Source organism: Streptomyces sp. NPDC002306 (genome assembly GCF_053593435.1).
In genome coordinates this window covers 79,633-104,432 of sequence record NZ_JBSFCK010000001.1, presented here as the reverse complement: position 1 = coordinate 104,432, position 24,800 = coordinate 79,633, and the positions used below count along the sequence as shown (strand labels likewise).

The window sequence follows — 24,800 nt, the reverse complement described above, 5'->3', positions numbered from 1 at the left end:
GGCGGAGGGATCAGGCGCGGCCGGACCACTCCCGCGCCAGATAGGGCGCCGTCGCGCTGCCCTCCGCCCGCGCCACCTCCCGTGGCGTGCCCGACGCCACGATCCGGCCGCCCGCGTCGCCGCCGCCCGGCCCCAGGTCGATCACCCGGTCCGCGCCCGCGACGACGGACATGTCGTGCTCGACCACGACGACCGTGTTCCCGGCGTCCACCAGTCCGTGCAGCTGACGCGTCAGCACCTCGACGTCGGCCGGGTGCAGACCGGTCGTCGGCTCGTCCAGGAGGTAGAGGGTGTGGCCGCGGCGGGCGCGCTGGAGTTCGCTCGCCAGCTTGACGCGCTGGGCCTCGCCACCGGAGAGCTCCGTCGCGGGCTGGCCGAGCCGCAGATAGCCGAGGCCCACGTCCAGCAGGGTGCGCAGGCTGCGGGCGATGGACGGGGTGTCCGCGAAGAAGTCCGCCGCCGCCTCCACGGTGAGGTCCAGCACCTGCGCGATGTTCCGTCCCCGGTACGTCACTTCGAGCGTCCCGGGGTTGTAGCGCGCCCCGCCGCAGTCCGGGCAGGGCGCGTAGGTGCTCGGCAGGAACAGCAGCTCCACGCCGACGAACCCTTCGCCCTGGCAGGTCTCGCAGCGGCCGCCCGGCACGTTGAAGGAGAACCGGCCGACGCCGTGACCGCGTTCGCGGGCCAGGTCGGTCGCGGCGAACTCCTTGCGGACGACGTCGAACAGGCCGGTGTAGGTGGCGAGGTTGGACCGCGGGGTGCGGCCGATCGGCTTCTGGTCGACCGCGACCAGGCGGCCCACGCCCGGCAGTTCGCCGGTGAGCTCACCGATGAGGGTGGACTTGCCGGAGCCGGACACCCCGGTGACGGCCGTGAACACGCCGAGCGGGAACTCGGCCGTCACCCCGCGCAGGTTGTGCCGGTTCACCGGCCCCACCGTCAACCAGCCGTGCGGGACGCGGACTTCACGTTCGGGGGCGGGGGAGCGGCCGAAGAGGAAGCGCGCCGTCGCCGACTCGCCGACGCCGGCCAGCTCAGCCACCGGACCACTGTGCAGCACCCGCCCGCCGTGCTCGCCGGCCCGTGGGCCGACGTCCACCAGCCAGTCGGCGGCGCGCATCACGTCCAGGTGGTGTTCCACCACGAACACCGAGTTCCCGGCCTCTTTGAGACGCTGGAGCACGCTGAGCAGCGCTTCCGTGTCCGCGGGGTGCAGACCGGCGGACGGCTCGTCGAGGACGTAGACCACGCCGAAGAGGCCCGAGCGCAACTGGGTGGCGAGCCGCAGCCGTTGCAGTTCACCGGCCGAGAGGGTCGGGGTGGGGCGGTCCAGGCTGAGATAGCCGAGGCCGAGTTCGAGGACCGGTGCGATACGGGACGTGAGGTCCTCGGTCAGCACCCGGGCGGCCGCGGAGGTGCCGTCGAGCGTTCCGGCCAGCTCCGCCAGCGGCAGCGCGGCCAGCTCGGCGATCGTGCGGCCCGCGAACGTCACCGCCAGCGCCTCCGGGCGCAGCCGGCTGCCGCCGCACGCCGGGCAGGGCGCGCTGGTCAGGAAGCGCTCCGCCTTCGCCCGCAGCGTCGCGCTGCGGGAGTCGGAGAACGTCTTCAGCACATAGCGCCGGGCGCTCATGTACGTCCCCTGGTAGGGGCGTTGGATACGGTCGGCGTCCCGGACCGGGTGGACAGTCACCACCGGCTGCTCGTCGGTGAACAGGATCCACCGCCGCTGCTCGGCGGGCAGCTCGCGCCACGGCCGGTCGACGTCGTATCCGAGCGTGTCGAGGATGTCGCGCAGGTTCTTGCCCTGCCAGGCGCCCGGCCAGGCGGCGATCGCGCCCTCACGGACGGACAGCGACGGGTCGGGGACCAGTGACTCCTCGGTCGCATCGTGGACCAGGCCGAGACCGTGGCACCGCGGGCAGGCGCCGACGGCCGTGTTGGGGGAGAAGGCGTCGGAGTCGAGGTGTTCCGCGCCCGGCGGATAGGTTCCGGCCCGGGAGAACAGCATCCGCAGCGAGTTGGACAGGTTGGTGACCGTGCCGACGGAGGAACGAGAGGTGGGCGCGGAGCGGCGCTGTTCCAGGGAGATCGCGGGCGGCAGGCCGGTGATCTCCGCGACCTTCGGAACCCCCACCTGGTGGATCAGCCTGCGCGCGTACGGCGCGACCGACTCGAAGTAGCGGCGCTGGGCCTCGGCGTAGATCGTTCCGAAGGCCAGTGACGACTTCCCGGAGCCGGACACCCCGGTGAACACGGCCACGACGTCCCTCGGGATGTCGACGTCCACGCCCCTGAGGTTGTGCTCACGGGCGCCGCGGACCCGGACGTACGGGTCGTGTGGGCTGTGCATGAGGGGGCTCCGTAACGGATCGTCGACCGCTGTCGCTCGGGGAGCGCTGTTCGACCCCGTCGGCCGCGGTGGGACAAACCCCGCGATTCTATGCGGGCGCGGCCGGAGATTCCCGCTGACGGGCGCGGATGCGCGGGTGCCCGGCTTGTGCCAGTTTGGAACCCTCGGATGCCCTGTTGTCGGCGCAATGGAAGGTCCGTGCGGATGAGTACTCCCGGTTTCGGTTTCGGACGCAGCCCCTTCGAGGAATTCGACGAGCTGATGTCCCGGTTCTTCGGCGGTTCGGGACAGGCCACGCCCTCCCGGCGGGTGCAGTCCATCGACATCGGCAGTCTGCTCTCGGAGCGGGCTCGTGAGCTGGTCGCCGAGGCCCGCGACCTCGCCGCCGAGGAGGGCGGCGAGGAACTCGACGCGCGCCACCTGCTGGCGGCGACCACCACGCACGACTCGACCCGGCGGCTGATCGCGGAGGCGGGCGCGGACCCCGACCGGATCAGGGAGCGGCTCGTCAGCGGCAGGACCGCCGGCGAGAAGAGCGCGCCGTCCACCCTCACCCCGGCGGCCAAGCGGGCGCTGCTGGACGCCTACCAGATCTCCCGCGCCGAGGACTCCTCCTACATCGGCCCCGAACACCTGCTGCGCGCCCTCGCCGCCAATCCCGAGTCGACGGCCGGCCGGGCGCTCGCCGAGAGCGGCTGGGAGCCCACGAAGCTGCCGACCGAGAGCGTGGGCGAGCGCGCCAAGGGGCCCAGCAGCACGCCGACCATCGACGAGTACGGCCGTGACCTCACCGAGGACGCCAGGGCCGGGCGGCTCGACCCGGTGATCGGACGCGATGACGAGGTCGAACAGACCATCGAGGTCCTCTCCCGGCGCAGCAAGAACAACCCCGTCCTCATCGGCGACCCCGGCGTCGGCAAGACCGCCATCGTCGAGGGCATCGCCCAGCGCATCGTGGCCGACGACGTGCCGAAGACCCTCGCCGGCAAGCGGCTCGTCTCGCTCGACCTGGCCGGCATGGTCGCCGGCACCAAGTACCGCGGCGAGTTCGAGGAGCGGCTGAAGAAGCTGCTCGACGAGGTCAGCGAGCACTCCGACGGGCTCGTCCTGTTCCTCGACGAGATGCACACGGTCGTCGGCGCGGGCGGCGGCGGCGAGGGCGCCCTGGACGCGGGCAACATGCTCAAGCCCGCCCTGGCCCGCGGTGAGCTGCACCTGATCGGCGCCACCACCGTCGACGAGTACCGCAAGCACATCGAGAAGGACGCCGCTCTGGAGCGGCGCTTCGCCCCGATCCTGGTGGGCGAGCCGTCCGTCGACGACACCATCGAGATCCTGCGCGGCCTGCGCGACCGCTACGAGGCCCACCACCAGGTCCGGATCACCGACGAGGCGGTCGTCGCCGCGGCCGAGCTGTCCGACCGCTACATCACCTCGCGCTTCCTGCCCGACAAGGCGATCGACCTGATGGACCAGGCCGCCGCCCGGGTACGGCTGCGTGCCAAGACCCCGCTCGCCGACACCCGCGAGATCGAGGACACCGTCGCCGCCCTGAACCGGGAGAAGGACCAGGCCGTCGCCGACGAGGAGTACGAGCGGGCCAAGGAGCTGCGCGACCGGATCAAGGAGGCGGAGGGACGGCTCGCCGAGGTGGGCCGGGCGGAGGAGCAGACACCCAAGGTCACCGCCGACGACATCGCCGAGGTCGTCTCCCGCACCACCGGCATCCCCGTCGCGCAGCTCACCGAGGAGGAGCGCGAACGGCTGATGAAGCTGGAGGAGCACCTCCACGAGCGGGTCGTCGGCCAGGACGAGGCCATCACGGCCGTCGCCCGGGCCGTGCGACGTGCCCGGGCCGGCATGAGCGACCCGAACCGCCCCGTCGGCAGCTTCCTCTTCCTCGGCCCCACCGGCGTCGGCAAGACCGAACTGGCCCGCGCCCTCGCCGCCGCCCTCTTCGGCGACGAGAACCGCATGATCCGCCTGGACATGAGCGAGTTCCAGGAGCGGCACACCGTCTCCCGTCTGGTCGGCGCCCCGCCCGGATACGTCGGCCACGAGGAGGCCGGTCAGCTCACCGAGGCGGTCCGCCGCCAGCCGTACGCGGTGCTCCTGCTCGACGAGGTGGAGAAGGCGCACCCCGACGTCTTCAACACCCTGCTGCAACTCCTCGACGACGGACGGCTGACCGACTCCCAGGGCCGCACGGTCGACTTCAAGAACACGGTCGTCATCATGACGTCCAACATCGGCGCCGACCGCATCCTGGCCGCCGGGGTCGAGGACTACACCCAGCTGCGCGAGACGGTCATGCCGATCCTCCACCAGCACTTCCGGCCGGAGTTCCTCAACCGCATCGACGAGATCATCGTCTTCCGCGGCCTGGACCGCGCCCAGTTGCGTGAGATCGTCGACCTGCTGCTGGAGCACACGCGGCGCCGGCTGACCGCCCAGGACGTCGGCATGGAGGTCACCGACGCGGCCGCCGACCTGCTCGCGAACATCGGCCACCAGCCCGAGTTCGGCGCCCGTCCGCTGCGCCGCACCATCCAGCGCGAGGTGGACGACCGGCTCGCCGACATGCTGCTCGCGGGCCGGCTGGAGGCGGGCGACCGGGCGGTGGTGGACGCGTCGGACGGCGCCATCGTGATCAAGGCGGACAAGCCGGCCGAGGTGTGACGGGCGAGGACCTCCCCGCGCCCGGGGCCGCCGCCGTCATCCGGCGGCGGCGGCCCCCGGACGCACGAGGCGCGCGAGCCGCCGGTAGGAGTCGAACAGGGCCTCGCGGTCGTACGTGCTGGTGGTGACGAGCACCTCCCGCGCGTCCGTCTCCTTCAGAACCGCCTCCAGCTGCCGCGCGACCTGCTCCTCGGCGCCGGCGAGGTGCCCGGCGAGGCCGGACTCGTAGAGGCCGCGCTCCTTCGCGGTCATCGTGCGGGACTCGACGGCCTCGGCCGGGGGCAGGGGCGGGAAACTGCCGTGCGTGCGCGCGTACGCCATGGACCAGGCCTCCGGGACCAGCAGCCGCCGGGCCGCCTCCGGGGTCGCGGCGACCGCGATCGAGCCGGAGATCACGACGTACGGCTCCGCGGCCCACGGAGAGGGCCGGAACCGGGCGCGGTAGTGGTCGATGCCGCGCAGCATCTTCTCTCGGTCGCGCAGATCGCCGATCACCATCGGCAGTCCGGCGCGGGCCGCGATGTCCGCGCCCTCGCCCATGGCCAACACGAACGGCGGCACGGTCAGGCCCTCCGCGGGCCGCGCGTGCACCCCCGTCGGGGAAGTGCCGCGAAACCAGCCGAGCAGTTCGTCGAGCTGGGCCGCGAACTCCCCGGCGTCGCCCTTGTCGTGCCCCAGTGCCCGGCGCACCCCGTCGGTGAAGCCCACCGACCGGCCCAGTCCCATGTCGATCCGCCCGGGGAAGAGCGACTCCAGCACGCCGAACTGCTCGGCCACGACCAGCGGCCGGTGGTTGGGCAGCATCACCCCGCCGGTGCCGACCCGGAGCGTGCGGGTCGCGCCGGCGACGGCGGCGGCCAGCACCGTCGGCGCGGAACCGGCCACCCCGGGTACCCCGTGGTGCTCCGACACCCAGAACCGGTGATAACCGAGCCGCTCCACCTCCCGCGCCAGCCGTACGGTGTCGCGCAGCGCCTCGGCGGCCGGCCGGCCCTCCCGGGTGCGGGAGCGGTCGAGGACGGAGAAGCGGGCCGAGGCGATCACGGAACTCATACCGGGTTCAACACCGCTCGGGCCCCTGGATTCCCGGCCGGAGGTCAGCGGCGCGAGCGGACCCGGGCGTCGCGCGGGGGCCGGATGAACTGCAACTCCAGCGTGGCCGGCGGTTCGGCGAGGCCGGGGCCGCCCGCCGCGGCCCACGCCACCACCTCCCGCGTGCAGTCGTCGTCCATGGCGAAGCCGATCCAGGTGGGCCGTCCGCCCGCGAGCCGGCCCGCGGCCGAGGGCTGTACGACGATGACATCGGCCTGGTCGCACGGGCCGAGGCAGTCGGTCGTACGGACCCGGAAGCCGTGCTCGGCCGCCGCCGCGCGCAGGTGCTCCAGCTGCCGGACGTGGTCGGTGCCGGGGTGCTTGCGCGGGTCGCCGCAGCAGCAGCCCCGGCAGACGACCAGGGCACAGGGGCGCCGGCCGGCGGCGCCGGTCACGGACGTACGGGTGGCGGGCTCCACGGACGGCACGGAAGGCATGGGAGAAGGATGGTCCATCCGGCCCGTGCCGTCCGCCGTGGGGTGTCTAGGGTGGCGGGGTGACAGACAGTGGGAATCGACCCCTCGCGGTGTTCGACCTGGACAACACCCTCGCCTCCACCGCGCACCGGCAGCGGTTCCTGGAGCGCAGTCCGCGCGACTGGGCGGGCTTCTTCGCGGCCGCCCCGCAGGACCCGCCGATCGCCGAGGGCGTGGCGCTGGCCGTGGCGAGCGCGCGGGAGTGCGAGGTCGTCTATCTCACCGGGCGGCCCGAGCGGTGCCGTCCCGACACGCTCGACTGGCTCGCGGCGCACGGGCTGCCCGAGGGGCGGGTGTACATGCGGCGCAACGACGACCGCAGGCCCGCCCGGCGCACCAAGCTGGAGATCCTGCGGCGCCTCGCGCGGACCCGGGAGGTGAGCGTGCTCGTGGACGACGACGAACTCGTGTGCGACGACGCCGAGCGTGCGGGATTCGCCGTCGTCCGGGCGCGCTGGAGCATCCCGTCGGAGGCCCTTCGGGCCGCCCAGGAGCAGGAGGGGCGCACCTGACGGAGCGCTCAGTCCGTCTCGTCGATGCGGAAGCCGACCTTCATGCAGACCTGCCAGTGTTCGATCGTGCCGTTGTCGATCTGGCCGCGGACCTGCGTCACCTCGAACCAGTCCAGGTTGCGCAGGGTCTGCGAGGCGCGGGAGATGCCGTTGCGGACGGCCTGGTCGACGCCCTCGGGCGAGGTTCCGACGATCTCCGTGACCCGGTACGTGTGGTTCGACATGCGGGTGCTCCTCTCCGCCGTGACGGACATGTCACGGATCACTCCACCGTGCCCCACGCCGCGCCGGACCGCGAGGCGTCGGACCTGCCCGCCGCCGAGGGGATCCGCCGGGCCGAGTGGCGTCGGCGGATCCCCTCGGGCGGCGGTCCGCGCTCAGCGCGCGGTGCTCAGCGACAGCGCGAAGCGGCCCTCCGCGTCCGTCCACCAGTGAGCCAACTCCATCCCGGCGGCCGCGAGTTCGGTACGGACGCCGGTCTGACGGAACTTCGCCGACACCTCCGTGCGCAACTCCTCGCCGGCCTTGAAGTCGACGGCGAGATCCAGGGCGGGAATCTTCACGGTCTGCTCGGTCCGCGCGCGCAGCCGCATCTCGATCCACTCGTGCCGTGCGTCCCACAGGGCCACATGGTCGAACGCGTCGAGATCGAAGTCGGCGCCCAGCTCACGGTTGACGACGGCCAGCACGTTCTTGTCGAACTCCGCCGTCACTCCGGCGCTGTCGTCGTACGCCCGCACCAGCACCTGTTCGTCCTTGACCAGGTCCGTGCCGAGCAGCAGGGCGTCACCGGGCGAGAGCATGGCCCGTACGGACGCCAGGAAGCCGGCCCGCTCGGCCGGCGGCAGATTGCCGATCGTGCCGCCGAGGAAGGCCACCAGCCGTGGACCCGGCGTGTCCGGCAGGGTCAGCGCGCCGGTGAAGTCGGCGATCAGCGCGTGCACGTCGAGCCCCGGCCGCTCGGCGACCAGCGCCCGGCCGGCCTGGTCGAGCGCGCTCTCGCTGACGTCCACGGGCACGTAGGTGCGCAGGTCCGTCAGGGCGTCGATCAGGTACCGGGTCTTCTCGGAGGACCCGGAACCGAGTTCGACCAGGGTGCGGGCCCCGGTCGCCGCCGCGATCTCGCCGGCCCGGGTGACCAGGATCTCGCGCTCGGCGCGGGTCGGGTAGTACTCGTCCAGCTCGGTGATCTGCTCGAACAGATCGCTGCCGCGGGCGTCGTAGAACCACTTCGGCGGCAGTGTCTTGGGATCGGAGGTGAGGCCGAGCAGGACGTCCGCGCGCAGGGCGGCGTCCGTGGCGTCCTCGGGGAGGGTGCGGGTGATCTGGAACGGGCTCACGAACAGGGCTCCTTCAGGGGTGCGGGTGCCGCCTCGACGCTCGGCTCCTTGAGCGGAGTGAGCAGCACCTCCGTGCGGCTCGCCACGAGCAGCGTGCGGTCGGGGACCTGAAGCCAGTGCGGATCGTCGTCGTAGGGCTCGGAGGCCACGACGGTGCGAACGCCGGGTTCCGACAGGTACCAGAGGGTGTCGCCCCAGGCGGTCGCGGTGATGGTCTCGCCGTCGGTCAGCAGCAGGTTGAGGCGGGACCCCGGGGCCGCGGCCGCCACCTCGACCACCGTGTCGGCCAGGGCCCGGCCCGCCTCGTCACCGGCGCGCAGCCGGTGCAGGACCAGCGCCCAGACGAGCGCCGAGTCGTTGCGCGCCTCCAGGGACAGCAGGTCCTCGGGCGGCAGGCCCCGGGAGACGGCGGCCAGCGAGTGCGGCCAGCCGGTCACGGCGCCGTTGTGGCTGAACAGCCAGGGACCCGTCCCGAACGGTGCCGCCGCGGCCTCCGCGTCGGCGCCCGCCAGGGTCGCGTCCCGGACCGCGGCGAGCAGCGCGGGGGCCCGGACGACCCGGGCCAGGTCGGCGAAGGACAGGTCGGCCCAGATCGGCCCGGCCCGGCGGTACCGGGCCGGCACCGGGTCCCCCTCCGCGTACCAGCCCACCCCGAATCCGTCGGCGTTGACCGTGCCGTAGCGCTGCCGCCGGGGCGCCCACGACTGGCGGTACAGGCCGTGCGAGGGCTCCACCAGCAGGCGGCCGAGCGGCTCGGCCGGCCCCAGGTAGGCCACATGGCGGCACATCAGACGGCCTCCGAGCGGGCGGTGCGGAACCCGGAGAAGATCTGCCGCCTGATCGGGTAGTCCCAGTTGCGGAACGTGCCCCGGCAGGCCACCGAGTCCACGGCGAACGACCCGCCGCGCAGCACCTTGTGCTCGGGACCGAAGAACACCTCCGAGTACTCCTTGTACGGGAAGGCCCGGAACCCCGGGTACGGCCGGAAGTCGCTGGCCGTCCACTCCCACACGTCACCGATCAACTGCCGTACGCCGAGCGGTGACTCGCCCGCCGGGTAGCTGCCGGCGGGGGCCGGGCGCAGATGCCGCTGGCCCAGGTTGGCGTGGTCCGGCGTGGGGTCGGCGTCGCCCCACGGGTAGCGGGTGGAGCGCTCGCCCGCCGGGTCGTGGCGGGCCGCCTTCTCCCACTCGGCCTCGGTGGGCAGCCGCCGCCCGGCCCAGCGGGCGTAGGCGTCGGCCTCGTACCAGCTGACGTGCAGCACCGGCTCGTCGGGCGGTACCACCTCGGTGACGCCGAAGTGCCGGCGCAGCCACTGCCTGCCGTCGCTGTGCCAGAACAGCGGGGCGTCGATGTCGTGCTCGCGGATGTACGCCCAGCCCTCCGGAGCCCACCAGCGCCGGGTGTCGTAGCCGCCGTCCTCGATGAACGCCAGGTACGCGGCGTTCGTCACCGGGGCGGTGTCGATGTGGAACCCGGCCACCTCACGCCGGTGCGCCGGGCGTTCGTTGTCCAGCGCCCACGGCTCGGTGGAGGTGCCCATCATGAACGGGCCGCCGGGGACGAGGACTTCGGCGGGCCCCGTGACCAGCGGGGCGGGTTGCGGGTCCGGCGCGGTCAGAGCCCGCGGTCCGGAGCGCAGCTGATGGGTGATCAGCATCGTCTCGTCGTGCTGCTGTTCGTGCTGCGCGATCATCCCGAAGGCGAAGCCCGCCTCGGTCAGCCGGGTCCCGTGGAACGCGGTGCTCTCCAGCACGTCCAGGGCCCGGCCGCGCACCTCCGCCGCGTAGGCGCGGGCTTCGGCGGGCGGCAGCAGGGGCAGTGTGGGCCGTTCGGAGCGCGGGTGCTCGAAGGCGTCGTAGAGGTTGTCGATCTCGGGCCGCATGGCCTCCCGGCCGGCGACCGTGCGCAGCAGCCACTGCTCCTCCTGGTTGCCGATGTGCGCCAGGTCCCAGACCAGGGGCGACATCAACGGGGAGTGCTGGGCGGTCAGATCGGGCTCGTCGACGCAGTCGGTGAGCAGGGTGGTGCGCTCCCGGGCGGTGATCAGCGACGTCAGCGCGCGCTCGCGGAGGTTCTCGGCGTCGAGGGCGGGCTCGGTCATGTGCGGATGTCCTTCCCGTGCGCGCGACGGTCCGTCCTGTCGCGCAGTCGGTCGAGCAGATCGTCGGCGGGGCAGCGGCCCCGGTTCACATAACGCTCCGTGAAGGCGGCCACGGCCTCGACGACCCGGGTGCCGGCGCCGAGCCGGGGCAGGGCCTCCAGGGCGGCCGCGAAACACGTGACGGCGGCCTCGTGCAGTTCGGGGTCGCCCAGCCCGTGCCGGGCCGCGTCGACCCAGAGCGGGTTGTGCGGCGCGGGCAGGCCGACGGCTCGTTCGGCCAGCGGCTTCACGGTCCGGTAGGCGATCTCGGCGGCCTCCGGATCGTCGAACAGGGCCGTGGTGACGGCGAGCGGCACGATCCACCCGTCGTCGCCGGGCTGCGCGTCGATCATGCGCAGCTCCAGATGGCCACGCGGCCTGACCGGCGGGAACAGGGTCGTGAGGTGGTAGTCGAGGTCCGCGCGGGTCGGCGGCCTCGGCGTCCCGGACCTGATCCACTCCCGGAAGGTCAGCCGTTCGGGTACGTCCCACGGGCCGCTGTCCCGGCGTACGCACATCACCGGCGCGTCCAGGACGTGCCGGGCCCACGCGGAGCGCGGCTCCGCGTCCAGCGGGGGGCCGCCCGCGCGGCCCGCGCCGATCTCCATCCAGATCAGCTGCCGGGTGGACAGCCAGCCGGTGGGTTTCCCCCCGGCCATGGGGGAGTTGGCGAAGGCGGCCACCAGGACCGGGCCCAGCGTGTGCGCCAGCCGCCAGCGTCTGCCGTGCCCGAGGACGCCCGGCTCCTCGTACCCGGCGTCCAGACACACCTGTACCGAGGCCGAGGTGCACATCATGGCGCGGCCGGCCGGGCCCGTGCGGTCCAGGCAGGCCTCCATGGCGTCGTAGCGCGGTTCGCGCAGGAAGCGGCTGGGTGTCTGCCAGGGGTCGACACCGACTCCCGTGAGGCCGAGACCGTCCTCACGGAGCACCGCGCGGACGGCGTCGAGGTCGGCGGAGACGATGTCCACGCACTCCGTCAGGGAGGCGGCGGGCGGCGAACTCAGCTCCAGCTGGCCGCCGGGCTCGGTGGTGAGCGGCGATCTCAGGGGCACGGTCCGCAGTGCGGCGTAGGCCGCTTCGAGTCGTTCGGGTGTGACGGGGAGCTGCGGTTCGCGCAGCTCGTGGACGAGCCATTCCACTTCCACCCCGAGGGTGCGGGGTGGTCCGGTCTTGAAGCAGATGCCCCGGACCAGGGCCTCCACCTCGGGTTCGGTGAGGGTGGTCCGGGACTGCGTACAGTCGCCTTCCGCACCGCCACATATCGCATCGGACATGTCAGGATCCTCCTGAGATTCCACCGGTCCGCCGGTCCCGGGTCGACGGGACGAGCGCCGGCGCTCGTCCCACCCAAGACCGTCGAGTCGAATCGCACAAGGGTGCACATCGTTACTTCACGGACACTTGACCTTCCCTCCCGGCAGGTTCCCGGGGCCGGGAAACTCTGTTGCACGGCAGGACCAGCATCGCTCACGATGCGTTCATGAGCACGACGGGGGAGTCCGAGGGGGAGATCGCGCGGGCCGCGTTCGCGGCGGGTACGGGGGTCGCGCCATGAGCGCGCGCCTGCGCGGTATCGCCCGGGACACCGAGGAGATCGTCGCGGCCGGGACGTATCGCGCCCCCGCCGGGCACGAGGTGTCGATCGCCGCGGCCGTCGAGGCCGCACGCGAGGGCACACGGATGCACGGTCCGCATCCGGTGCGGGTGCCGTCCGCGGCTCCGCCCGCGGACACGCTCTTCGAGGTCACCGGCGAGAGCAGCCTGGAGGCCGCCCGCCGGCTCGCCGGACCGGTCGCGGTCCTGAACTTCTCCTCGGCCCGCAATCCGGGCGGCGGCTATCTCAACGGAGCCCAGGCCCAGGAGGAGGCGCTGTGCCGCGCCTCCGCGCTGTACACGTGCCTGCTCGGGGTCCGTGAGTTCTACGACCACCATCGCGCCCACCGCGACCCGTTCTACACCGACCGGGTCATCCACTCCCCGGCCGTGCCGGTCTTCCGCGACGACCGGGGGCGGCTGCTGGACGAGACCTTCACCGCCGGCTTCCTGACCGCGGCGGCGCCGAACGCCGGCGTCGTGCTGCGCGGGGCACCGGAGCGAGCGGCCGGGCTGCCGCACGCCTTGTCCGTCCGGGCCGAACGGGTCCTGGAGACGGCCGCGGCCCACGGCTACCGCAGGCTCGTGCTGGGCGCCTGGGGATGCGGCGTGTTCCGTAACGACCCGGCGCAGGTCGCGGGCGCGTTCCGGGCCCTGCTGGGCCCCGGCGGGCGGTTCGCCGGGGCTTTCGAGCACGTGGTGTTCGGCGTACTGGACCGCACGCCGGGCGCGACGACCCGCGCGGCCTTCTCCCGGGCGTTCCCGACCCACCGGTTCCAGCGGTAGCGCGCACGGGGTGCCGGTCGGGCAGTGGAGGCCGCCGGAGCGCCGGCTTCGGTGGTGGCCGGGGTGGCCGTGGTGGGTCCGGGCCGCTCAGGTCCAGCCGTAGCGTTCCTGTAGTCGGTGCCTGACCAGGTTGAAGCGCATGCGGTCCAGTGCGCACGCCTCCCGGCGCATGCCCTCCTCGTGCAGCCGCAGCACCCGGTCCACGTCGACCCACGAGTCGCGCCCCGACCGGTCCCACGGGCCGCTGCCTATCGGCACCCACTCCCGGTCGCCGTCGTGCCGCTTGCTGGAGAGCTGGACGGCGAGCACCGTCCCGGCGGCCTCACGGGCGACGACGAGCACCGGACGGTCCTTGCCCCGGCCGTCGTTCTCCTCGAAGGGCACCCAGGTCCACACGATCTCCCCGGGATCGGGGTCGCCGTCGTGGGCGGGCGCGTACTCGGTGCGCACTCTGCCGACCTCGCGGGGGTCGGCCTCGGTGGTCGCGGTGGGGCCCTGACGGCCCGGGACGTTCTCATCGGTGGACGCAGTCACGAGGCGTACCGTACGGGACGTGGGCGTACGGCGACCGACCGCCGTACGCCCCGGGCGTCAGGCCTCCTCCACCGGCACCTTCTGGGCCGGCGGGTTCGCGATCCCGTTCAGGGGCGAAGTCCCCTTCGGACCGGGCCCGTTCTGGTTCATGGACGCCAGCAGCTGGCGGGCCAGCCCCAGTCCCGTCCCGCCCATGGTGAGCGCCTTGGCGAACATCTCGGCCATGCCGTCGGCGCCGTTGAGCAGCACCATGTTGTCCACGTTGCCGAAGGCGGACGCGCCCGCCCTGACGATCTCCGGCCAGTTCTCCGCGAGTTGCTGGGCGACGACCGCCTCCTGGTTCTCGGCGAGCGCGGCGGCGCGGGCCTTGATGGCCTCCGCCTCGGCGAGACCCCGTGCCTTGGTCGCCTCCGCCTCCGCCAGACCCTTGGCCTGGGCGGAGGCGGCCTCGGCCTCACCGGTGGCCCGGGTCGCCGTGGCGGCCGCGGCGCCCCGTGCCGTGGTCGCCTCGGCCTCGGCTACCGCGGCCGTCTTGACCCGGGTCGCCTCGGCGGCGGCGGCGAGTTCGGTCTCCTTCGCCTTGGCCTGGGCCGCCGAGATCCGCGCGTCGCGCTCGGCCTCGGCCAGGGTGCGCTTCTCGTAGGCCTTGGCGTCCGCGGGCTTGCGGACGTCCGCCTGGAGCTGCTGTTCCCGGCGGTTGGCCTCCAGCTCCGCGACCCGGGTCTCCTGGACGACGACCTGCTGGCGGGCGGCGGCGTCGGCGAGCGGACCGGACTGCCGGGCCTTGGCCGCCGCGTGGTCGCGTTCGGCCTGGTAACCGGCCTGGAGGATCTCGCTGTCCCGGGTGGCCTCCGCCATCCGCGCGAACGACTGCTGCTCGGCCTCGGTGGCGAGCCGGTTCGCCTCCGCCTGCGCGATCCGCGCGTCCCGCTGGACGGCCGCGGCGTGCGGCATCGCCAGGTTCTGGATGTACCCGGTCGGGTCCTCGATCTCGTGGATCTGGAGCGAGTCGACGATCAGCCCGAGCTTCTCCATCTCCGTGCCACAGGCGGCCCGGGTCTGCCCGGTGAGCTTCTCCCGGTCCCGGATCATGTCCTCGACCGTCAACCCGCCCACGATGGACCGCAGATGACCGGCGAAGACGTTGTGCACCCGCTCCGACATCAGCTTCTGCTGGTCGAGGAAGCGGCGCCCCGCGTTGGCGATCGACACGAAGTCGTCGCCCACCTTGAAGATGACCACGCCCCGCACCTTGAGCGGAATGCCCTGGTGGGTCACGCAGTCCACGTGCAACTCGGTCTCGTTCAGGTCGAGGGAGAGCTTGCGCACCGCCTGCACGCCGGGCAGCACCAGGGTGCCGCGCCCCGTGACGATGCGGAACCCCATGCCCGCCTCGAGCCCCTCGGTCCTGTGCGTGGACCCGGAGATGATGAGTGCCTCATTGGGTTCCGCGACCCGCCACATCATCTTGAACACACCGATCAGAACGAGGACGGCGGCTACCGCCACCCCCGCTACGACGCCGACGAACATCGGCATACGCCCCCTTTGGATGGTGCCCTTTCGGCACCGAACGAAGGGAGTGTGCTCCTGCGCAAGCCCGGGGAGAAGACGCTGACGGATCCTTGTGGCAACCTTGACACACGGGGCTCTCACCTGCGGAGGCGCCTGCTCAACTGTCGTACGCGGCCGTGACGTAGACCGTGCGCGGCGGCAGGTACTCCACCACCATCACCACCGTGCCCCGCTCGAACCGGTCCGTCCGGGTGGCGGCGTAGGCGAGGAAGTGTTCGGCCCCGCCGCGCACCCGGACGATCACTTCGCCGACCAGCCCGGGCCCGACCGTGCCGCTGACCCGCCCCATCAGACCCACCATCGACGCGTCGTCCATGGGCACAGGGTACGGGCGCGACGCCCTCACGCCGCCGGGGAATCCAGTGCGGCCGTCCGCGGCCACCGCTCGTGCCAGCGCAGGTCCGCCTCCAACTGCGCGGCGAGCGACACCAGCAGCGGCTCGCTGTGCGCCGGGCCGAGCAACTGCGCCCCCACCGGCAGGCCCTCGTCGACGAAGCCGGCGGGGACGTTGACGCCGGGCCAGCCCAGCACGTTCCACGGCCAGGCGTAGGGGCAGGCGGCGATGATGGCGCGGTCGGTGGCCAGACCGCTCAGGTCGGCCATGGCACCGATCCGGGGCGGGGGAGCGGCGGTCGTCGGCGCCAGGACCACGTCGTACGTGTCGAAGAACGCGCCGATCCGGCGGTGCAGAACCGCCTCGGCCCGCCGGGCGGCCCGCAGCGGCGCCCCGCCGAGCAGCCGGCCGAGCCGTGCGGAGCCGTGGGTGCGCGGGTCGAGCAGTTCGGGGGAGGGCACCGTGGCCACCCGCTCGGCGATCCCGGCCGTGGCGCGCGGCACGAACGTCAGACCGATCCGGCCGTACGGCGGATCGGCCTCCTCGACCGAGTGCCCCGCCGCGGCGAGCCGTTCGGCGAGTTCGACCACCCGGGCGCGCACCTCGGGGTACAGGTGCGCGGGCGCCGCGGTGAACGGCGGTGTCAGGGAGAGCGCGATGCGCAGCCGCCCGGGGTCGCGGCCCACCGCCGCCGAGATGTCGAGCGCGGGCGGCCGGTGCGGGTCGAGGGCGTGGTTGCCGCTCGCCGCGTCCAGCAGCAGGGCGGCGTCCGCGACCGTACGGGCCAGGGTCCCGTTGACCGTGATGCCCTGGAAGGACTCGCCGAGCGGCCAGGTCGAGATGCGTCCGCGCTGCGGCTTGATGCCGACGAGATGGGTCCAGGAGGCCGGGATGCGCACCGAACCGGCGCCGTCCGAGCCGAGCGCGGCCGGTACGAGACCGGCGGCGACCGCGGCGGCGGAGCCGCCGGACGATCCGCCGGGGGTGTGCCGCGGGTTCCACGGATTGCGGGTCGCGCCGAAGGCGGGCCCCTCGGTGAAGGGCCACTGCCCGAGTTCGCAGGTGTTGGTCTTGCCGACGATGACGGCCCCGGCCGCGCGCAGCCGCCGTACCGCCTCGCCGTCCTCCGCGACCGGCGGGAACTCACCCGGACAGCCGAACGCGGTCGGCTCGCCCGCCACGTCCATGTCGTCCTTGACGGCCACGGGCACCCCGAGCAGCGGGAGCCTTACTCCGGCGGCCAGCCGCTCGTCCGCCGCCGCGGCCTCGGCCGGCGCGGCCTCGGTCCGGACGATCCGGAAGGCGTTGAGGGTGCCCTGCGTGGCCTCGATCCGGGACAGCGCGTCCTCGACGAGGGCCTGGGACGTCACCTCCCCGCAGGCCAGCGCGCGGGCGGTCTCCGCCAGGCCGGCGGAACGGTCGAGCGTCATACGGGACTCCTCCGGGACGGCTCCGGGACTCCTGCGGGACTTCGGGTTCTACCGCACGGTAACGTCTGGCGCACCGGTGAGGGAACGTCCCACGCGGGGGCGGGGAGTTGGCGGGCGGCAGCAACCCTTCGACCGTGACGACGGCACGGTCGGCGTCCATCGGTCCGACGACGCCACCGACTTCCGGCTCGCACAGGCCTGGGCCCGCACCCCTACGACCACCGGCTCCGGGTCGAGCCGGGGAACGTGACGGAGCTGTTCCGGCAGGACAGTTCGTGCGTGCCGGTGACGGCCCGGGCCTGACGCTCCGGCCGGGTACGGCGCACCAGCGCTGCCCACCTTTCGCCGGGCCGGCGTGAGCCCGCGCTGTTCGCCGGGGTGGTTCGCGGGCTACTCCCCGCAGGACTCGACGTCGACGCCCGGCAGATGCGTCTCGGCCCACTGGCGGAGTTCCTCCAGGGCGGGCGCCAGCGCGCGCCCCGGCGCGGTCAGCTCGTAGGAGACGCGCAGCGGGGGACCCTCGTCGACCTCGCGCACCACCAGTCCGGCCGTGCCGAGCTCCGTCAGCCGGTCCGACAGCATGCGCTCGCTGATGCCGGGCACGGCCCGGCGCAGGTCGGCGAAGTACGCCGGCCCCCCGAGCAGGACGGCCACGATCGGACCCGTCCACCTCTTGCCCAGCAGGCCGAAGACGCGCGTGATGCCGCCGTCCACCTGCGAGCACGCCGCAGGGCTGTGGGCCGTTTCGCTCCGGACCCCGTCGATCGCCATGCGCTCAGGATACCGCCCGAAAATTCGGGGATGAAAAATAGTAAGTACCTGTGTTATCTATAGCTACGAACGAAATCGCGTCCCGCCTGTCCGGCGGGCACCGTATTCCTGATTCCTGGAGACACCCATGGCCACGCTGCTGCACATCGACTCGTCCGTGTTCCCCCACGGGGCGTCCGCGTCCCGCTCCGTCACGGACGCCTTCCGCAAGACATGGGAGGAGCAGCACCCGCAGGGCACGGTGATCTACCGCGACCTCGCCACGGATCCCGTCCCGCACCTGACCGCGGACGCCCACACCGCCGGCTTCGCCGACCCCGCCACGCACACGCCCGAGCAGGCCGCCGCCTTCGCCGCGCGGGTGCGGCTGGTGGAGGAGCTTGAGCGGGCGGACGCGGTCGTCATCGGCGCCCCGATGTACAACTTCACGATCCCGTCGACCCTCAAGGCGTGGCTGGACAACGTGATCCTGATGGGCCGCACCGCCATGACGGAGGAGTCCAGGATCAAGGGCACCCCGGTCACCGTGGTCGCCAGCCGCGGCGGCTCCTACGCCCCCGGCACCCCGCGCGAGGGCTTCGAATACGTGCAGAACTACCTGGAGGCCGTCCTGCGCGACACCCTCGCCCTGGACCTCGCCTTCATCGTCCCCGAGCTGACGATGGCCCCGCACAACCCGGCGATGGCCGAACTCGTCCCGCTGTTCGAGGCCTCGCGTGAGCACGCCCACCAGGACGCGGTCGTCAAGGCCAAGGAGGTCGTGGAGCGTCTCGCGGCCTGACCGACGCGCGGTCCCTTCCCGCGGCCGAGGGCGACCGTCCGGGCCGGGGCGCCCGGGGCGAACGCGCCGCCCCACGGGTCCGGATCGGTCCGGCCGTCCGCTGAACGGCGGGTGTTAGTTTGGGCCGCATGGCTCTGCGTAACGCGGTGATGGCCGCGCTTCTGGAGGGTGAGGCGTCCGGGTACGACCTTGCGAAGGGATTCGAGGCCTCGGTCGCCAACTTCTGGATGGCCACCCCGCAGCAGATCTACCGGGAACTGGAACGCATGGCGGGCGAGGGGCTCGTCGCCGCGCGCGTGGTGGAGCAGGAGCGCCGTCCCAACAAGCGGCTCTTCTCGCTCACCGACGCGGGGTTCGACGCCGTCCGCGCCTTTCTCGCCGAGGACCCGGCGAAGCCGCTCGCCATCCGCGACGAGCTGCTGGTCAAGGTGCAGTGCGTCGACCTCGGCGACATCGAGGCCGTCCGCGCCGAGATCGTCCGGCGCACGGAGCGGTCCGCCGCCAAGCTCGCCCGGTACGAACGCGGCCGGGAACGGCTGCTGGCCGGACGTACCGACGACGAGTACTGCGCGACCGCCGAGCGGATCGGCCCCTACCTCACCCTCCAGGCGGGCCTGGCCCTCGAACGCGCCAACGTCCGGTGGGGCGAGCTGGCCGTCCGGCTGCTCGCCCGGCGCACCGCCGCGCTCGCCGCCCCCGCGCGCGCCTGATCCCCCGGCCCCTGGCGAGGCCACGGAGCCGGGGGAGAGCGCGGTGGCGCGGGCGGCTCAGTCCGTTCCGGGGACCGCGTCGGCGCGCATCATCACGCAGTCGAACTCGATCACGCGTCCGGTCTGCGCCTCCCGGGTCACCGGGTACATGCCCGTGATCCCGAAGCCGCCGGCCTCGTACACGCCGATCGCCTCGGTCATCGGCGGGCTGCCCTCGTACAGCCGCAGCACGGCGACCTCCGACTGCAGGCCGACGAATTCCGCGACCCGGGCGCCGCCACCGGCGAACACCTCCAGGTCGTAGCCCTGGGTGTCCATCTTCAGGAACGGGCGGGGCTCGTCGATGCCGTCGAGGGCCTTCTCCATCATCGAGTCCAGCCGCCGGATCTCGATCTCCTCGGTGTCGCTCTTGGCGAACCGGAGATAGCGGTCCTTGCCGTACTCGCTGGCCGGCAGCAGGGAGTTCATCGTGTTCCAGCCCGTGTGGATGGTGCCGGCGGTGTCCTCACGGCCGAGGCCGCAGCGGTACACCCACCAGTCCGGGTCGTCCGCGGCGGCCTTCTCCAGGACGGCGAAGTGCTCGGACGTGGGCTCGAAGGAGACGATCCGCCCCGTGTAGCCGAACCGGCGCAGCCGCCGGGCGTACTGGCCCCGGTTGGCACCGACGTCGAACACGCAGTTCACGCCGTAGAGCTCCAGCATCGCGGCCACGTGCTGAGGGCAGAGGTACTCGGCCGCCGCGAGTTGCAGCCTGCGCTCGTCCCTCCCGGCCGCCGGGTCGAGGAGCAGCCGCGCTCCGCTGTCGCCGAGGCGGACGGTGGTCGCCTGCGCGCCGGCCTCCTCCCGCTGCGCGCGGGTCCCGCGGCGCCTGACGACCCAGGTGTCCTCGCCGGCCCCGGCCACCGTGTACCGGCCGTTGTCCCGGGCCAGCACGTCGGCACCCGGTCCCAACGGGATCCGGACCCGCCCGCCGCGCCGCGAGACCACGGCCGTACCGGGGCCGAGATCGGTCACCTGCAAGCCCAGTCGGGGCATCAGCTTGAGCAGTCTTCGGTAAGCGGTCTCCATCGCCTCACCCTCGCAGACGAGGCGGTCGGCCGTCGCCCCTATGAACGAGATTTGACGACCCGGTGAACGATGCTTGTCGTTCCGGTCGTCATCCAGGTCGGGTCGAGTCGGGTCGGCGTCCAGGTCAGGCCGTCATCGGCGTCCGGGTCCGACCGTGATCCAGGTCCCGGCGTCCGGGTCCCGCCGTCGTCCCGGCCCGGGCCGTCCCGGCCCCACCGCCGTCCCGCTGCCGCTCCGCCCGTTCCCGCTCCGCCCGCTGCCGCTCCCGGCTCGGTCGCCCTTGACTTCGAGAGCGCTCGAAGACCTAGCGTCGCCAGGGTCGGACACGATCCGGGAGAGCGGAGACGGACATGCGTGTGGGTGTGCACATCAACCGGTTCGACCACGCCGGGGGCGCGCCCGCGCTCGGCGCCGAGCTCGCCGCGGCGGGTGCCGCGGCCGAGGCGGCGGGTGTCAGCTGGCTGTCGGTCATGGACCACTACTTCCAGATGGAGTTCAACGGCGGTGCCGAGGCTCCGATGCTGGAGGCCTACACGACACTCGCCTACCTCGCCGGGCACACCTCCACCGTGCGGCTGGGCGCGCTCGTGACCGGGGTGACCTACCGGCATCCCGGACTGCTCGCCAAGATCGCCACCACGCTGGACGTGCTCTCCGGCGGCCGGGCCACGCTGGGCATCGGGGCGGCCTGGTACGACCGGGAGCACGACGGGCTCGGCGTGCCGTTCCCGCCGGTCGCGGAGCGATTCGAGCGGCTGGAGGAGACGCTGCGCATCTGCTCGCGGATGTGGGACCCGCAGGACGACGGCCCGTTCGAGGGCAAGTACTACCAGCTCGCCGAGACCCTGTGCGTACCGGCGCCGATCAGCGCGCCGCACCCCGAGATCATGATCGGCGGCGGAGGGGAGCGCAAGACGTTGCGGCTGGTCGCGCGGTACGCGGACGCCTGCAACCTGATCGCCGCCTCGCCGCAGGAGATCCGGCACAAGCTCGACGTGCTGCGCGGGCACTGCGAGAGCGAGGGGCGCGCCTACGACTCGATCCGCAAGACGATCGCGTACACCGGCGAACCCGCGACCACCGGCGACACCGAGACTTTCCTGCGGGACATCGACGGCTACGCCGGGCTCGGCATCGACACCGTGATCCTCGCCCCGCGCCTGGGCGAGACGGCCGCCTGGATCGAGCGCTTCGTGGCCCCGGGCGTGCCGCTCCTCGCCGGACTCGACTGACCCGCGAGGGGGCCGGGGCCCGAAGGCTCCGGCCCGCTCGCGGGCGGTGACGACCGTCAGACGGCGGCGACGTCGCCGGCGTGGTTGTGCAGTCGGGTGATGACCTCGGTCAGCTGGCCGGCGACCTCGGCGTCGTCGACCGGGTGGGTCTCCGCGAAGCGGACGACGGAATCCGGGATGGACAGCTTGACGTCCTCGAGCACCGTGCCGCCGGCGATGCCGACGGCCTTGCGGGCCTCGTCCTGCGCCCACACGCCGCCGAACTGGCCGTAGGCGGTGCCGACCACGGCGACCGGCTTGCCCGTGAGGGCGCCGGCGCCGTACGGACGGGACAGCCAGTCGATGGCGTTCTTCAGGACGGCCGGGATGGTGCCGTTGTACTCGGGCGAGAAGAGCAGGAAGGCGTCGGAGGTTCCGGCGGCGGCGCGCAGCTTGGCGGCGGCGGCCGGGACGTCGCCCTCCACGTCGATGTCCTCGTTGTAGAAGGGGATGTCGGCCAGGCCCTCGAACAGCTCGATCTCGGCGCCCTCGGGGGCGAGCTTGACGGCCGCCTCGGCGAGCTGACGGTTGTGCGAACCGGCGCGAAGGCTGCCGACGAGCGCGAGGATACGAACGGACATGGTGGGGGCTCCCAAGATGCTGAAAACGCTGAAACATTGCTGACACATGCGGACCGGGGTCCGTTTAAATCTGTATCACTGTAACCGGACCACGGTCCAGTTTCATCCGCATGCTTTACGCTGTGTTCATGTCCACAGCGCTGCCGTCCTTCCCGATGCCGGAACGGCCGGTCGAAGAGCCCGAGTTGTTGCAGCTGGGCGCCACGGAGGACGAGCCGTGCCTGCGCGCCGACGCCGCACGCAACCGGGCCCGTCTGCTGGACGCCGCCGCCCGCCTGATCGCTGAGCACGGCGCCGCGGGCGTCACGATGGAGGCGGTGGCCGCGGAGGCCTCCGTGGGCAAGGGGACGGTCTTCCGCCGCTTCGGCGACCGCACCGGTCTGCTCACGGCGCTGCTCGACCACTCCGAGCGGAAGTTCCAGGCCGCGTTCCTCGGCGGCCCTCCGCCGCTGGGGCCCGGAGCGCCGCCGGTGGAGCGACTGCGGGCGTTCGGCTGGGCGCTGCTGCGCCGCTTCGTGGACGAACTCGATCTGCAACTGGCGGCCGAGTCGACCCCGGAGCGCCGCTACGCCGTGCCGGCCCGCCAGGTGCAGCACGCCCATGTCGTCCTGCTGCTGCGGCTGGCCGTCGCGGACGCGGACTGCGACTTGCTGGCCCACACGCTGATGGCGCAGCTCAACCCGGTGCTGATCCACCATCTGACCAAGCAGTGCGGCATGCCCCTGGACCGTCTCGAGGCGGGCTGGACGGACCTGGTCGCCCGCGTCACCTGTACCGAGCCGCCCCGCTGAGCCGGTCTCAGCCGTGGGCGGCGAACTGCTCCAGCAGTCCTCGCGGCGCGTCCTCGCGGAACAGCAGCGCGCCGTTGTGCGCGGACTCGGCCGCCGCGGCCTCGCCGCGCGGGAACAGCTTCTCCTCGTAGGCGGCCAGCGCGGCCTCGGCGTCCCCGGGGTGCGCGGCCAGCGCCAGGCCCAGTTCGGCGCCGTCGAGCAGTGCGAGGTTGGCGCCCTCGCCCGCGAACGGCGACATCAGGTGCGCCGCGTCGCCGAGCAGGGTGACGCCCGGGACGCGCGCCCAGCGATGGCCGACCGGCAGCGCGTGGATGCGCCGGGGCACCAGCGCGCCGTCCGCGTCGGCGATCAGGGACCGCAGGCTCTCGGCCCAGTCCGCGAAGTGGGTGAGGACCGTCGCCTTGGCGGCCTCCGGGTCCGTGAAGTCGATGCCGTCGAGCCAGTCCTCGCCGGCTTCCACCGCCGCGTACACACGCAGGCCGCCGTCCCGCTCGCGGTGCCCGAGCAGGCCCCGGCCCGCGCCGAGCGCGAAGAGCATGCCCCCGCCGACGACGCGCGCGCCGGCCGGGTGCCGTTCACCGGCCTCGAACAGGTCCGCCTCGACGAACGAGACCCCGGTGTAGGCGGGCACGGCGTCGGACAGCAGCGGCCGGATCCGCGACCAGGCACCGTCGGCGCCGACCAGCAGGTCCGTGGTGAAGGAGGTGCCGTCCGCGAGGGTCACCTCGTGCCGGCCGCCGCCCAGCGGCCGCGCGCCGGTGACCTTCGCGTTCCAGCGGACCGTGCCCGCGGGCAGTGAGCCGAGCAGCAGGTCCCGCAGGTCGCCGCGGTCGATCTCGGGCCGTCCGCCGGTGCCGTCGTCGGTCTCCTCGCGGTGCGCCACGGCGTCCTTGTCGAGGATCCGCAGCGCCTCGCCGCCGGGCAGCACCCGGGCGCGGAACTCCTCGTGGAGTCCGGCCGCGCGCAGGGCCCACTGGCCGGAGTCCTCGTGGATGTCGAGCATGCCGCCCTGGGTGCGGGCGGCGGGGGAGGGGTCCAGGTCGAAGACGGCGGCCTGGACGCCGTGCACGTGCAGGACACGGGCGAGGGCGAGTCCGCCGAGGCCGGCGCCGACGACGGCGATGGGGTGGTGGGTGCTGGTCATGCGGGCCTCCTGGGGCTTATTCGGGTACGACGGTCCGCTCGATGCCGCTGATCAGTGCCTGGAACGCCCAGGACAGACGGGTCCCGGGCGCGCCCGACAGCAGCCGGTCGGCCAGGCCGGTGATGTGCGGGTGGGTCCGCGCGGTCGTGTCGCGCAGGGTGCGGGTCAGGGCGTCCCAGTCGTCCTGGGCGGTCCGGGCGCCGTCCGGCTCCGCGGCCGCGGTGTGCTCGGCGGCGGTCGCGGTGGCGTGCTGGAGGAGCAGATCGACGCCCCAGGCGGCCTGCGCGGGCGGTACGCCGCCCTCGTCGAGCAGGGCCAGCAGCGTCTCGATCAGATTCAGGTAGTGCGGGCCGTTCGGGCGGGCGGTGAGTGCCGAGCGGGCCAGGCTCGGGTGCTCGAAGAGCATCACGGTGTACGCGGTGAGCACCCGCTCCAGCCGCTCCCGCCAGGACCCCTCCGCCGGGGCCGGCCCGACCGTGCCGAGCAGTTCGTCCAGGACCGCCGCGTGCAGTTCGGCGGTGTTGCGGACGTACACGTAGAGCGAGGCCGGACCCGTGTCGAGCTCCTGGGCCAGGCGCCGCATGGTGACCTTGGGCAGGCCTTCGGCGCGCAGCACCGCGACGGCCGCCGCCACGATGCCCTCCCGGGTGAGGGCGGGCTTCGCCGGGCGTTCGCGACGGCTGCGGGGGGTGTCGGGGCGGTCTGTCATGCCGTCAAGTTAGCGAACATGTTCGTTCAGAACAAGTTCGTGACGAACATGTTCGTCACATCCCGTGCCGCCGCCGTTGGTTGCGTCGTCAACGGCCTTCCCCCGCCCGGGATCCCCGTCCGGGCTT

General features: G+C 73.1%; 24 protein-coding genes. 7 read left to right on the top strand and 17 right to left on the bottom strand.

Features of this window, described 5'->3' with window-relative positions:
• Window positions 1–10: 10 nt before the first annotated feature.
• On the bottom strand, window positions 11–2,350 hold the full coding sequence (locus ACWCQK_RS00470; RefSeq protein ID WP_451150266.1) for an ATP-binding cassette domain-containing protein: 2,340 nt from the start codon (window positions 2,348–2,350) through the stop codon (window positions 11–13).
• A 204-nt stretch (window positions 2,351–2,554) separates the two neighbouring features.
• Between ACWCQK_RS00470 and ACWCQK_RS00465 the strand changes: the two genes are divergently transcribed.
• Entirely contained in the window at window positions 2,555–5,029 is a 2,475-nt protein-coding gene (locus ACWCQK_RS00465) for an ATP-dependent Clp protease ATP-binding subunit (protein WP_451150264.1), read from the top strand.
• Between the two features lie 36 nt (window positions 5,030–5,065).
• Here the strand turns inward: ACWCQK_RS00465 and ACWCQK_RS00460 are convergent, their stop codons facing one another.
• Window positions 5,066–6,082, bottom strand: coding sequence for an LLM class flavin-dependent oxidoreductase (locus ACWCQK_RS00460; protein WP_451150262.1), 1,017 nt, complete (start codon window positions 6,080–6,082; stop codon window positions 5,066–5,068).
• A 44-nt stretch (window positions 6,083–6,126) separates the two neighbouring features.
• Window positions 6,127–6,558, bottom strand: a complete 432-nt coding sequence (locus ACWCQK_RS00455) for a (2Fe-2S) ferredoxin domain-containing protein (protein WP_451150260.1) — start codon at window positions 6,556–6,558, stop codon at window positions 6,127–6,129.
• A gap of 59 nt (window positions 6,559–6,617) precedes the next feature.
• Here ACWCQK_RS00455 and ACWCQK_RS00450 point away from each other — a divergent pair, with 59 nt between their 5' ends.
• Window positions 6,618–7,109 carry a phosphatase domain-containing protein gene (locus ACWCQK_RS00450; RefSeq protein WP_451150258.1) on the top strand — a complete coding sequence of 164 codons (492 nt, stop codon included), beginning with the start codon at window positions 6,618–6,620 and terminating at the stop codon, window positions 7,107–7,109.
• Between the two features lie 8 nt (window positions 7,110–7,117).
• Here ACWCQK_RS00450 and ACWCQK_RS00445 read toward each other — a convergent pair whose 3' ends face one another.
• The 5 genes from ACWCQK_RS00445 to egtA all read right to left on the bottom strand — a co-directional run bounded on the left by ACWCQK_RS00445 (window position 7,118) and on the right by egtA (window position 11,869).
• Complete coding sequence (locus ACWCQK_RS00445) at window positions 7,118–7,333, bottom strand: dodecin (protein WP_385774235.1); 216 nt, start codon at window positions 7,331–7,333, stop codon at window positions 7,118–7,120.
• A gap of 153 nt (window positions 7,334–7,486) precedes the next feature.
• The gene (gene egtD, locus ACWCQK_RS00440) at window positions 7,487–8,449 is read right to left on the bottom strand and encodes an L-histidine N(alpha)-methyltransferase (protein WP_451150255.1); all 963 of its coding nucleotides are present in this window, start codon (window positions 8,447–8,449) and stop codon (window positions 7,487–7,489) included.
• Window positions 8,446–9,237, bottom strand: a complete 792-nt coding sequence (egtC, locus tag ACWCQK_RS00435; protein WP_451150252.1) for an ergothioneine biosynthesis protein EgtC — start codon at window positions 9,235–9,237, stop codon at window positions 8,446–8,448. The genes egtD and egtC overlap by 4 nt, the downstream gene beginning before the upstream one ends.
• Window positions 9,237–10,553 (bottom strand): ergothioneine biosynthesis protein EgtB, encoded by a 1,317-nt coding sequence (gene egtB, locus ACWCQK_RS00430; RefSeq protein ID WP_451150250.1) that lies wholly within the window; start codon window positions 10,551–10,553, stop codon window positions 9,237–9,239. Before egtB ends, egtC begins: the two co-directional genes overlap by 1 nt.
• The gene (egtA, locus tag ACWCQK_RS00425) at window positions 10,550–11,869 is read right to left on the bottom strand and encodes an ergothioneine biosynthesis glutamate--cysteine ligase EgtA (protein ID WP_451150248.1); all 1,320 of its coding nucleotides are present in this window, start codon (window positions 11,867–11,869) and stop codon (window positions 10,550–10,552) included. Before egtA ends, egtB begins: the two co-directional genes overlap by 4 nt.
• A gap of 277 nt (window positions 11,870–12,146) precedes the next feature.
• Between egtA and ACWCQK_RS00420 the strand changes: the two genes are divergently transcribed.
• Window positions 12,147–12,974 carry a TIGR02452 family protein gene (locus ACWCQK_RS00420; protein ID WP_451150246.1) on the top strand — a complete coding sequence of 276 codons (828 nt, stop codon included), beginning with the start codon at window positions 12,147–12,149 and terminating at the stop codon, window positions 12,972–12,974.
• An 87-nt stretch (window positions 12,975–13,061) separates the two neighbouring features.
• On the opposite strand, the gene ACWCQK_RS00415 is transcribed toward ACWCQK_RS00420, so the two are convergent.
• The 5 genes from ACWCQK_RS00415 to ACWCQK_RS00395 form a co-directional block, all read right to left on the bottom strand.
• Window positions 13,062–13,508 (bottom strand): type II toxin-antitoxin system PemK/MazF family toxin, encoded by a 447-nt coding sequence (locus ACWCQK_RS00415; RefSeq protein ID WP_451150244.1) that lies wholly within the window; start codon window positions 13,506–13,508, stop codon window positions 13,062–13,064.
• A gap of 57 nt (window positions 13,509–13,565) precedes the next feature.
• On the bottom strand, window positions 13,566–15,047 hold the full coding sequence (locus ACWCQK_RS00410; RefSeq protein ID WP_451150242.1) for an SPFH domain-containing protein: 1,482 nt from the start codon (window positions 15,045–15,047) through the stop codon (window positions 13,566–13,568).
• Window positions 15,048–15,180: 133 nt separating this feature from the next.
• A complete protein-coding gene (locus tag ACWCQK_RS00405; protein WP_451150240.1) occupies window positions 15,181–15,399 on the bottom strand; it encodes a hypothetical protein in 219 nt (72 codons plus the stop codon).
• A 26-nt stretch (window positions 15,400–15,425) separates the two neighbouring features.
• A complete protein-coding gene (locus tag ACWCQK_RS00400; protein ID WP_451150238.1) occupies window positions 15,426–16,847 on the bottom strand; it encodes an amidase in 1,422 nt (473 codons plus the stop codon).
• Between the two features lie 390 nt (window positions 16,848–17,237).
• Complete coding sequence (locus ACWCQK_RS00395; RefSeq protein WP_451150236.1) at window positions 17,238–17,618, bottom strand: winged helix-turn-helix transcriptional regulator; 381 nt, start codon at window positions 17,616–17,618, stop codon at window positions 17,238–17,240.
• Window positions 17,619–17,745: 127 nt separating this feature from the next.
• On the opposite strand from ACWCQK_RS00395, the gene ACWCQK_RS00390 reads away from it, so the two are divergent.
• Window positions 17,746–18,399 carry an FMN-dependent NADH-azoreductase gene (locus ACWCQK_RS00390; protein ID WP_451150234.1) on the top strand — a complete coding sequence of 218 codons (654 nt, stop codon included), beginning with the start codon at window positions 17,746–17,748 and terminating at the stop codon, window positions 18,397–18,399.
• 128 nt (window positions 18,400–18,527) lie between these two features.
• Complete coding sequence (locus ACWCQK_RS00385) at window positions 18,528–19,109, top strand: PadR family transcriptional regulator (protein ID WP_451150232.1); 582 nt, start codon at window positions 18,528–18,530, stop codon at window positions 19,107–19,109.
• Window positions 19,110–19,166: 57 nt separating this feature from the next.
• Here the strand turns inward: ACWCQK_RS00385 and ACWCQK_RS00380 are convergent, their stop codons facing one another.
• Entirely contained in the window at window positions 19,167–20,177 is a 1,011-nt protein-coding gene (locus ACWCQK_RS00380) for an FkbM family methyltransferase (RefSeq protein ID WP_451150230.1), read from the bottom strand.
• 350 nt (window positions 20,178–20,527) lie between these two features.
• Between ACWCQK_RS00380 and ACWCQK_RS00375 the strand changes: the two genes are divergently transcribed.
• A complete protein-coding gene (locus ACWCQK_RS00375; RefSeq protein WP_451150228.1) occupies window positions 20,528–21,409 on the top strand; it encodes an LLM class F420-dependent oxidoreductase in 882 nt (293 codons plus the stop codon).
• 56 nt (window positions 21,410–21,465) lie between these two features.
• Here ACWCQK_RS00375 and ACWCQK_RS00370 read toward each other — a convergent pair whose 3' ends face one another.
• Complete coding sequence (locus tag ACWCQK_RS00370) at window positions 21,466–22,029, bottom strand: NAD(P)H-dependent oxidoreductase (RefSeq protein ID WP_451150226.1); 564 nt, start codon at window positions 22,027–22,029, stop codon at window positions 21,466–21,468.
• Window positions 22,030–22,139: 110 nt separating this feature from the next.
• Here ACWCQK_RS00370 and ACWCQK_RS00365 point away from each other — a divergent pair, with 110 nt between their 5' ends.
• Window positions 22,140–22,820 (top strand): TetR/AcrR family transcriptional regulator, encoded by a 681-nt coding sequence (locus tag ACWCQK_RS00365; protein WP_451150224.1) that lies wholly within the window; start codon window positions 22,140–22,142, stop codon window positions 22,818–22,820.
• 7 nt (window positions 22,821–22,827) lie between these two features.
• On the opposite strand, the gene ACWCQK_RS00360 is transcribed toward ACWCQK_RS00365, so the two are convergent.
• Both ACWCQK_RS00360 and ACWCQK_RS00355 read right to left on the bottom strand, forming a co-directional pair.
• Window positions 22,828–23,964, bottom strand: coding sequence for an FAD-dependent oxidoreductase (locus ACWCQK_RS00360; protein WP_451150222.1), 1,137 nt, complete (start codon window positions 23,962–23,964; stop codon window positions 22,828–22,830).
• 16 nt (window positions 23,965–23,980) lie between these two features.
• On the bottom strand, window positions 23,981–24,673 hold the full coding sequence (locus ACWCQK_RS00355) for a TetR/AcrR family transcriptional regulator (RefSeq protein WP_451150220.1): 693 nt from the start codon (window positions 24,671–24,673) through the stop codon (window positions 23,981–23,983).
• Window positions 24,674–24,800 lie beyond the last annotated feature (127 nt).

Coding starts and splice junctions, on each gene's coding strand:
- ACWCQK_RS00395 (WP_451150236.1), bottom strand. CDS start 17,618: ATGGCGATCGACGGGGTCCGGAGCGAAACGGCCCACAGCCCTGCGGCG.
- ACWCQK_RS00410 (WP_451150242.1), bottom strand. CDS start 15,047: ATGCCGATGTTCGTCGGCGTCGTAGCGGGGGTGGCGGTAGCCGCCGTC.
- ACWCQK_RS00390 (WP_451150234.1), top strand. CDS start 17,746: ATGGCCACGCTGCTGCACATCGACTCGTCCGTGTTCCCCCACGGGGCG.
- ACWCQK_RS00365 (WP_451150224.1), top strand. CDS start 22,140: ATGCTTTACGCTGTGTTCATGTCCACAGCGCTGCCGTCCTTCCCGATG.
- egtB (WP_451150250.1), bottom strand. CDS start 10,553: ATGACCGAGCCCGCCCTCGACGCCGAGAACCTCCGCGAGCGCGCGCTG.
- ACWCQK_RS00385 (WP_451150232.1), top strand. CDS start 18,528: ATGGCTCTGCGTAACGCGGTGATGGCCGCGCTTCTGGAGGGTGAGGCG.
- ACWCQK_RS00405 (WP_451150240.1), bottom strand. CDS start 15,399: ATGGACGACGCGTCGATGGTGGGTCTGATGGGGCGGGTCAGCGGCACG.
- ACWCQK_RS00470 (WP_451150266.1), bottom strand. CDS start 2,350: ATGCACAGCCCACACGACCCGTACGTCCGGGTCCGCGGCGCCCGTGAG.
- ACWCQK_RS00355 (WP_451150220.1), bottom strand. CDS start 24,673: ATGACAGACCGCCCCGACACCCCCCGCAGCCGTCGCGAACGCCCGGCG.
- ACWCQK_RS00445 (WP_385774235.1), bottom strand. CDS start 7,333: ATGTCGAACCACACGTACCGGGTCACGGAGATCGTCGGAACCTCGCCC.
- ACWCQK_RS00465 (WP_451150264.1), top strand. CDS start 2,555: ATGAGTACTCCCGGTTTCGGTTTCGGACGCAGCCCCTTCGAGGAATTC.
- ACWCQK_RS00370 (WP_451150226.1), bottom strand. CDS start 22,029: ATGTCCGTTCGTATCCTCGCGCTCGTCGGCAGCCTTCGCGCCGGTTCG.
- egtA (WP_451150248.1), bottom strand. CDS start 11,869: ATGTCCGATGCGATATGTGGCGGTGCGGAAGGCGACTGTACGCAGTCC.
- ACWCQK_RS00380 (WP_451150230.1), bottom strand. CDS start 20,177: ATGGAGACCGCTTACCGAAGACTGCTCAAGCTGATGCCCCGACTGGGC.
- ACWCQK_RS00360 (WP_451150222.1), bottom strand. CDS start 23,964: ATGACCAGCACCCACCACCCCATCGCCGTCGTCGGCGCCGGCCTCGGC.
- ACWCQK_RS00400 (WP_451150238.1), bottom strand. CDS start 16,847: ATGACGCTCGACCGTTCCGCCGGCCTGGCGGAGACCGCCCGCGCGCTG.
- ACWCQK_RS00375 (WP_451150228.1), top strand. CDS start 20,528: ATGCGTGTGGGTGTGCACATCAACCGGTTCGACCACGCCGGGGGCGCG.
- ACWCQK_RS00455 (WP_451150260.1), bottom strand. CDS start 6,558: ATGCCTTCCGTGCCGTCCGTGGAGCCCGCCACCCGTACGTCCGTGACC.
- ACWCQK_RS00460 (WP_451150262.1), bottom strand. CDS start 6,082: ATGAGTTCCGTGATCGCCTCGGCCCGCTTCTCCGTCCTCGACCGCTCC.
- egtC (WP_451150252.1), bottom strand. CDS start 9,237: ATGTGCCGCCATGTGGCCTACCTGGGGCCGGCCGAGCCGCTCGGCCGC.
- ACWCQK_RS00420 (WP_451150246.1), top strand. CDS start 12,147: ATGAGCGCGCGCCTGCGCGGTATCGCCCGGGACACCGAGGAGATCGTC.